Here is a 6743-nt window from a genome sequence, read left to right on the forward strand (position 1 = left end):
GGACGACGAGACGTTTTTGATGTACCTGCTTTTTCGGCAGCATCACGTCTTGCCGTCCGACTATCTGAAGCTCCCGCCCGGCGAGAAGCTGGTGCTGCAAGCGTTTGTGCTAAAGGAGTGCCTGCCCAAGGCGCTGGAGGGCATCCGCTGGCGGGCGGAGAGCGAAAAACTGCACCGGGAGGAGGCCGCCGCCCATGCCTGACGTTTCGATTGCGCTGAGCGCGAAGGACAACTATACCACGACCCTCAAGAAGATTGCAGATGCAACGCGCACGGGCGTGAAGAGCATCGAGTCGTTACAGCAAAGCCTTGATACGCTGAATAAGACGCGCGTTTCCGTGCAGCTCAATATGACAAAGGTCAAAAACGAGCTGCGAGAAGCAAAAAAACGCTTTGAAGAAACGGGAGACGCAGCGGATGAGCTGGCCATGAAAGATAAGCAGTTTGAGCTGAATAATCTGGCCAGCCAGCTAAAAGCGGTCAATGCGAATGCAATAGAAGCAGAGAAAAGCATGCGGACGCTCGCCGGTACGAACAGCAAAATCGCCAACCGGCAAAGCGCGGCGGGCGGGAGCAGTGCCAAGGCGGGCAGCTCTGGCTCGATGCTGGGCACGGTTGGTTCGGCACTGGCGACCGCGGGCTTCGGTGACATGCTGAGCAATAGCCTGTCAGGTGCGGCGGGGGCGTTCTTCGGCTCGTACTACGGCACGACCGATGGTGCGGCGATTGAATCGTTCCTCGGCAGCGCGATTTCGGGCGCGACCATGGGCGCGGCCGCTGGTTCGATGGTTGCGCCCGGTATTGGCACGGCTATTGGCGCGGCTGCGGGCGGTCTGATCGGCGCGGTGTCCGGCGGCATCGAAGCCGCGACGCAGAAGTTCACCGAAAAGGACGAGGCGTTTAAGGCGTATGTGCAGGAGGCAACCGAGGGCGTGCTCGAGGAGCAAGCCACAGCGCTGACAAACGGCAGTGCAATTGCAGGATCGCGGGAACAGACCAAGATGGCCTTTGCCAAGGCGCTGGGCGGCGACGAGACGGCTGATGCTTACCTTGAGCAGGTACGCGAGATGGCCACACGCACCAATTATACCTATGATGAGATCACAGCCTATACCAAGCAATTACTAAACTCCTATGCGCCGGACGAGATTCTGTCCGTGCTGGGCGATCTGTCGGACGCGACTGCAGGTCTGGATCTTACCAGTTCGGATGTGTCGCTCTGGGTGTCCGGTCTCAACCGCATGCGCATCACTGATAAGGCTACGCTTGAGTACCTAAACTATTTCTCAGAGCGTGGCTTGAATGTCTATGAAGCGTTAAGCCAAGCACTCGGCGTACAGGAGAGCGCGGTACAGGATATGATTTCGGACGGCAAGGTCAGCGGCACGCAGGCAGCCGACGCAATTCTGGACTACATCGGTGAGCAGTACGGCGGTCTGTCTGAACGGCTGGCATCCAGCTATGAGGGTCTGATGGGCAACATCGAGGACGCAAATGCAGATTTGCAGGCCGCGATGGGCGAGGGCTATAACGAAGCGCGCAAGGCTGGACTGCAGGAGCAGCTGGACTGGATGAATGGCGAAATGGGCGCATCTATGCAGCAGGCTTATGAGCAAATCGGCGCGTTTCAAGCAAGCCTTGAAAACACCCGTGAGCAGATGGTGCGAGATGTGATGGACGCCGTGATGACCGGTGTGATGCCGGAGGATGGCTTTGAGGCACAGCTCGCTCGTCTGCAGGAAATGGCTGAGGAATATGCGTCTGCTGCATCGATTGCGGCGGCGCAGCCCGCTGACTCTACGGCCGCGCAGCAGGCACAGGCCGACATGGGCCGCTTGCTGGCAGAAGCGCAGGTCATGGCGCAAAACGAGTATAACGCCAGTGAAGGTGCGCAGATCTTGCTTGAGAGCCAGCTGACGCTGGCACAGCAGGTGGCCGCCGACACCTCGGCTGACGCGACATACTACAACGCGGGCTTGCGTTTGGGGCAACAGTACACCAAGGGTATTTCAGCGGCGATTGCCAGCTATCGACCGCAGACAATTACTATTCCGGTAGTTACAGGCTCTATCGGTACTTCCGCTGGTGTTGCAACTGGCACATTCACCGGCACGACCACCGGCTCTCACCTGACCGGCGCGACCTCGCCTTATCGTGCCATCGGCGAAAACCGCGTGCCGCGCGACAACACGCTCTATCTGCTGCACGAGGGCGAGCGCGTGCTGACTGCGCGCGAGGCGCGGGCGCAGGATCAGGGCGGCACGGGCGGTGTCAACATCTACATGGGCGGCAACTACACCGTTCGGCAGGACAGCGACATCGGCGCGATCGCCGAGGCGGTCGCGGCGCGTATCATGGCGCAGGTGCGTATTCTGCGCTGATCACATCGGGAAAGGAGGAACGCCCCATGGCCATCACAGGCGGCATCATCATCGGCGGCGCCATCATCGGAAATATGGTCGGCACGCTGGCCGCTCAGCAGGCGGCAGCCTATCGCCCCCGCAAACGCCGCATCATTTTCGTCAACCTGACCACCGGGCAGGAGGTCGTGTTGCCGGTCACGCCTAAGGAATATATCATCGACCGCGGCGTGAACATCGAGACGGTCAACCTTACCGGCTTCGGGGACGTACATCTCGCGGGTGACCGCACGCTGTTCACCGAGCGGCTGGAGTTCATGCTGCCCGTGCAGGCGTACCCCTTTAACGACCCCACCACGGTGCTTGAACCGTTCCATTATATCGACTTTTTCGAGCTGACGAGCGATAACAAGCAGGTGTGCCGGTTTATCGTCTCGGACAGCCGAACGCAATGCGAGGTGCTGCTGGAAAACCTGCAATACCGCCAGCAGGAGGGCGTGGGCGACTACTACTGCGTGCTGACCATGCGGCGGCACCGCCAGCCCAATCCTGTGCGGCTGGTGGGGGATGAGGGCACGTCCTCCGGACAGGCGGCGACCGTGTCCACGCCCGCCCGCGCGACCGCAACGCCCGCGCAGACCGCCGTGCAGAACCACACGGTGCAGACGGGGGACACGCTTTCGGGTATCTGCCGCAAGTATTACGGCAACGCGAACCTGTATCCCAAACTCGCCGCCTATAACGGCATCCCCAATCCCAACCTCATCTACGACGGGAGCGTTCTCAAAATCCCGCCCGCGTCGGCGCTGTAAAGGAGGGCGGGAGACATGGAGCAATACCAGTATGTGCACCCGTGGGTGCATGTGCGCAACGATGACGGCGAGTGGGATGTGTCGCACATGTTCCGGCGCATCGCGTGGTCGGGCGACGTGGACAGCGTGTGCCGCACGCTCGAGCTGGAGATGATCGTCTCTGCCACCGACCCGCGCCTGCCTTACGTCTATTTGCCGCTTGCGGGCGGCATTTCGATGGGCGTGGGCAAGGAAACGCTGTTTGCCGGGGTGGTGGCCAGCAAGGACAAATCGACCGACGCATCCACGATGTCGGTGACTTGCTACGACTTTGGCTTTTATCTGAAGAACAGCCGCGCGAGCCGCAAGTACACGGGCGAGACGCCCGAAACCATCACGCGGCAGCTGTGCAGCACCTACGGCGTGCCGGTTGGGTCGCTCGCGCAGACGGGCGTCGCCATCCGGCGTAAGTTTTCGGCCACCGAGGTCTATCGCATCATCGACACGGCCTACACGCTGGCGAGCCAGCAAACCGGCAAGAAGTATCTGCTGCGGTTTTCCGGGCTGCGGCTGAATGTGCTTGAGCGCACGGTGACGCCGCAGTCGGTGATTTTGCAGCGCGGGACGAATTTGCAGACCGCGACCTACGGCGAGAGCATCGAGAACATGAAAAACCGCGTCATCATCGTGGACAGCGACGGCAACTTTGTGCGCGAAATTTCGGACAATGCGGCGGTCAAACGGTACGGCCTGCTGGCTGACGTGCTGACGCAGTCGGACAGCGAGGACGCGACCGCCGAGGCAAAAGAAATCCTCGCGGATAACGGGGTCGAGCGGCGCGCCAGCGTGACCTGTCTCGGGCACTTGAAGCTCATCACCGGCAACACCATTTATATTGCTGAGCCGTACACCGGCCTTGCGAACACCTGCTGGATTGACGAGGACACGCACGTCTGGCAAAACGGGGTGTACACCTGCCGCCTGACGCTGAATTTCAAGAACGAGATGCGCGAGAGCGAGAGCGGAAGCGAGGTGGAGACATGAGCCAGGTAGCCGAGTTGGCACGCTGCCTGCCCGACCCAAACGCAGCGAAGGCCAATGGCACGGGCGCGGCGCTGATGTTCGGCCACGTGACAAAGGACACCCAGCACGACGGTGAGGTCGCGGTGCAGGCGGACGGTTTGCCCCTCGATGAGGACGATTTGGGCTTTGCAGCTGGCTTGCGGCGCGGCGTTTCGCGCGGCGACCGTGTGCTGCTGCTGCGCTCGGCAGACCGGCAGCACTACGACGTGCTGCTCATCATGGAAGGAGGGTAACTCATGGCCGAGGAAAGTATTTTCCCGTATTTGCAGCCGACGGCAGCCGCCCCGGCGGCAGAGCTGCCCGTGCTGCGCGAATGCGCATGGGATTTTGCAGCAGACAAGCCGATTTTGCGGCAGGGCGTGCCGGTCGTGGTCGAGCGGGCGGAGGCGGTTGCGGTGTGGGCGTGGAACGCGCTGCACACCGAGCGGTTCCTCTGGCCGTGCTTTTCCGCAAACTATGGCAACGAAACCTACATGCTGATCGGGCAAGGCTATCAGGCGGAGACCAAGCGCGCCGAGGTGCAGCGCTACATCGAAGAGTGTTTGCTCGCCTGTCCTTATATCACAGCGGTGACCGGCACGACGATCGCCGTGGTGGACGACCGGCTCACGGTCGGCTTTGCGATACAAAGCGTGTACGGTGAGGTGAAAATGGAGGTGGAAACCGATGTCGGATAAAACCGAAACGCTGCAAATGCAGCTGGACGCACTCAAAGCGACGCTGCTCGCGCAGGACTTTGACAGCCTGACCCCGGAGGGCATCCAAGACATGCTGCGCGCCTTTCTCTCGGACGAGCTGGGGTTGTCCACCGCCGAGGGCACGCTGCTGCAGATCATCCTCGCGCCCGGCGCTTATGTGTTTTGGGAGGGCTTGCAGGCGCTGCGCGCGCAGGTGCCGATCTCGTTCGTGGACGAGACGAGCGGCCGCTTCATCGACAAGAACGCGGCGGGCTACGGCATCACGCGCAAGCCGGGCACGGCGGCGAGTGTTCTGCTGACTTTCACCGGCTCGGCGGGCACGACCATTCCGGCGGGCACGCTGTGCGTGACGCAAGACGGGCTGGGCTTTGCCACCGACGAAGCGCTCACGCTGGACGAGGACGGCAGCGGCACGGTCACGGCGACGGCGGACGCGGTCGGAACGGCGTACAACGTGCCCGCGGGCGCGATCGTCAGTATGCAGCAGGCGGTCAGCGGCGTCACTGCCCTCACCAACGAAGCCGCTGCGGGCGGCACCGATCCGGAGACGGACGCGGCGCTGTTTGCCCGTTTGGACGCCTACAAAAAGACGCCGCCGACCTCGGGCAACGACCGGCACTATCACCAGTGGGCGCTTGCGGTCAACGGCGTGGGCGCGGCGTCGGTCATCCGCTGCTGGGACGGGCCGGGCACGGTCAAAGTCATCATCGCGGACATGGCGCTGCGACCAGTCGAGGAGGAGCTGCGCGCCGAAGTCGCGGCCTACATCGAGACGCAGCGGCCGGTCACCGCCGAGGTGACGGTCGAGAGCGCGGCGGGTGTGCCGGTCGAGGTTAGCGTGACAGTGACCACGGATGGAACGGTGTCCAAATTGAACACCGAGCGAGAATTGACGGAACGGCTGGCTGAATATCTGGGCGAGATCGCGTTCACCGAGGGCGCAGAGGTGGTGTACAACCGCGTGCTGGCGATTGTGATGGGCTTGCCCGGCGTGACTGACTGCGCAGATCTGCTAGTCGGCGGCGGCACGGACAACGTGCCGCTGGACGCGGATGAGATCCCGACGCTCGGCACGGTGACGGTAAACGGCATCGCAGAGGAGGCGGCGGACGATGGCGCGTAAGTTGGCCGACCTGCTGCCTGAACGGTACTTGAACAGCCCAGAGGTGGGTGCGGCGGCGGGCATCATCTGGGTGCTGGGCGAAGTGTTCCGCGCGCGGGCGCTCGACTGGCTGACGCAGCTATGTATCGACACCGCGACATGGGGTATCGTCCACTGGGAGCGCGAATACGGCGTCACCCCACAGACGACCGACACGCTGGACGACCGGCGCAGCCGGGTCAAGGCCAAGATGCGCGCGCCGCAGACCGTGACGGCCGCCATGCTGGAAAACCTGACGGACAGCTATATCAACGGGCAGTCCGAGGTCACCGAACTGCCGCGTCAGCACAAGGTGCAGATTCGGTTCAACGGTGACTACGGCGTGCCCGCGAACCTTGCCAGCCTGACGGATGCGCTGCTGGAGGTGCTGCCGAGCCATGTCGGGTATGAGTATCTCTACCGCTATCTTTTGGTGCGCGAGGTGCACGGCATGACGATAAACGAGCTGCAGAGCCATCTAATCCGCGATTTTGCTTTTTAGGAGGCGGGCATGAGTAAATTAACCGAAACTTTGAATCTGTTCTGCTACGACCCGGAGACGGACGGGGCGAACACGTTCAACATCCCGAAAGCGCTCAATGAGAACTGGGAGAAGATCGACCAGCTGGTGCTGCTGGCCGTCGCGGCGGCTGCGGCATACGACCCAGAG

The 6743-nt window shown here is 62.1% G+C and carries 8 protein-coding genes; all 8 read left to right on the forward strand.

Going from position 1 to position 6743, the window contains the following annotated elements:
- The first annotated feature begins 16 nt into the window (after window positions 1-16).
- Genes ABGT74_RS05245 through ABGT74_RS05280 form a run of 8 tightly spaced genes read left to right on the forward strand, consistent with a single transcriptional unit; the run spans window position 17 to window position 6575 of the window.
- Window positions 17-202, forward strand: coding sequence for a hypothetical protein (locus ABGT74_RS05245; protein WP_302666467.1), 186 nt, complete (start codon window positions 17-19; stop codon window positions 200-202).
- The gene (locus ABGT74_RS05250) at window positions 195-2381 is read left to right on the forward strand and encodes a tape measure protein (protein ID WP_346704762.1); all 2187 of its coding nucleotides are present in this window, start codon (window positions 195-197) and stop codon (window positions 2379-2381) included. The genes ABGT74_RS05245 and ABGT74_RS05250 overlap by 8 nt, the downstream gene beginning before the upstream one ends.
- Before the next feature lie 26 nt (window positions 2382-2407).
- Window positions 2408-3172 carry a LysM peptidoglycan-binding domain-containing protein gene (locus tag ABGT74_RS05255; protein WP_346704763.1) on the forward strand — a complete coding sequence of 255 codons (765 nt, stop codon included), beginning with the start codon at window positions 2408-2410 and terminating at the stop codon, window positions 3170-3172.
- A 15-nt stretch (window positions 3173-3187) separates the two neighbouring features.
- A complete protein-coding gene (locus ABGT74_RS05260) occupies window positions 3188-4195 on the forward strand; it encodes a hypothetical protein (RefSeq protein WP_346704764.1) in 1008 nt (335 codons plus the stop codon).
- Window positions 4192-4467, forward strand: coding sequence for a hypothetical protein (locus ABGT74_RS05265; RefSeq protein WP_346704765.1), 276 nt, complete (start codon window positions 4192-4194; stop codon window positions 4465-4467). The genes ABGT74_RS05260 and ABGT74_RS05265 overlap by 4 nt, the downstream gene beginning before the upstream one ends.
- Before the next feature lie 3 nt (window positions 4468-4470).
- Window positions 4471-4911, forward strand: coding sequence for a DUF2634 domain-containing protein (locus tag ABGT74_RS05270; RefSeq protein WP_346704766.1), 441 nt, complete (start codon window positions 4471-4473; stop codon window positions 4909-4911).
- Window positions 4901-6055: a baseplate J/gp47 family protein gene (locus ABGT74_RS05275; protein WP_346704767.1), complete on the forward strand. Its 1155-nt coding sequence runs from the start codon at window positions 4901-4903 to the stop codon at window positions 6053-6055. The genes ABGT74_RS05270 and ABGT74_RS05275 overlap by 11 nt, the downstream gene beginning before the upstream one ends.
- Complete coding sequence (locus ABGT74_RS05280) at window positions 6045-6575, forward strand: putative phage tail protein (RefSeq protein WP_346704768.1); 531 nt, start codon at window positions 6045-6047, stop codon at window positions 6573-6575. The genes ABGT74_RS05275 and ABGT74_RS05280 overlap by 11 nt, the downstream gene beginning before the upstream one ends.
- Window positions 6576-6743: the final 168 nt, after the last annotated feature.

The organism is uncultured Agathobaculum sp. (assembly GCF_963927765.1).
Lineage (GTDB): Bacteria > Bacillota > Clostridia > Oscillospirales > Butyricicoccaceae > Agathobaculum.

Coding starts and splice junctions, on each gene's coding strand:
- ABGT74_RS05270 (WP_346704766.1), top strand. CDS start 4,471: ATGGCCGAGGAAAGTATTTTCCCGTATTTGCAGCCGACGGCAGCCGCC.
- ABGT74_RS05265 (WP_346704765.1), top strand. CDS start 4,192: ATGAGCCAGGTAGCCGAGTTGGCACGCTGCCTGCCCGACCCAAACGCA.
- ABGT74_RS05255 (WP_346704763.1), top strand. CDS start 2,408: ATGGCCATCACAGGCGGCATCATCATCGGCGGCGCCATCATCGGAAAT.
- ABGT74_RS05260 (WP_346704764.1), top strand. CDS start 3,188: ATGGAGCAATACCAGTATGTGCACCCGTGGGTGCATGTGCGCAACGAT.
- ABGT74_RS05280 (WP_346704768.1), top strand. CDS start 6,045: ATGGCGCGTAAGTTGGCCGACCTGCTGCCTGAACGGTACTTGAACAGC.
- ABGT74_RS05275 (WP_346704767.1), top strand. CDS start 4,901: ATGTCGGATAAAACCGAAACGCTGCAAATGCAGCTGGACGCACTCAAA.
- ABGT74_RS05250 (WP_346704762.1), top strand. CDS start 195: ATGCCTGACGTTTCGATTGCGCTGAGCGCGAAGGACAACTATACCACG.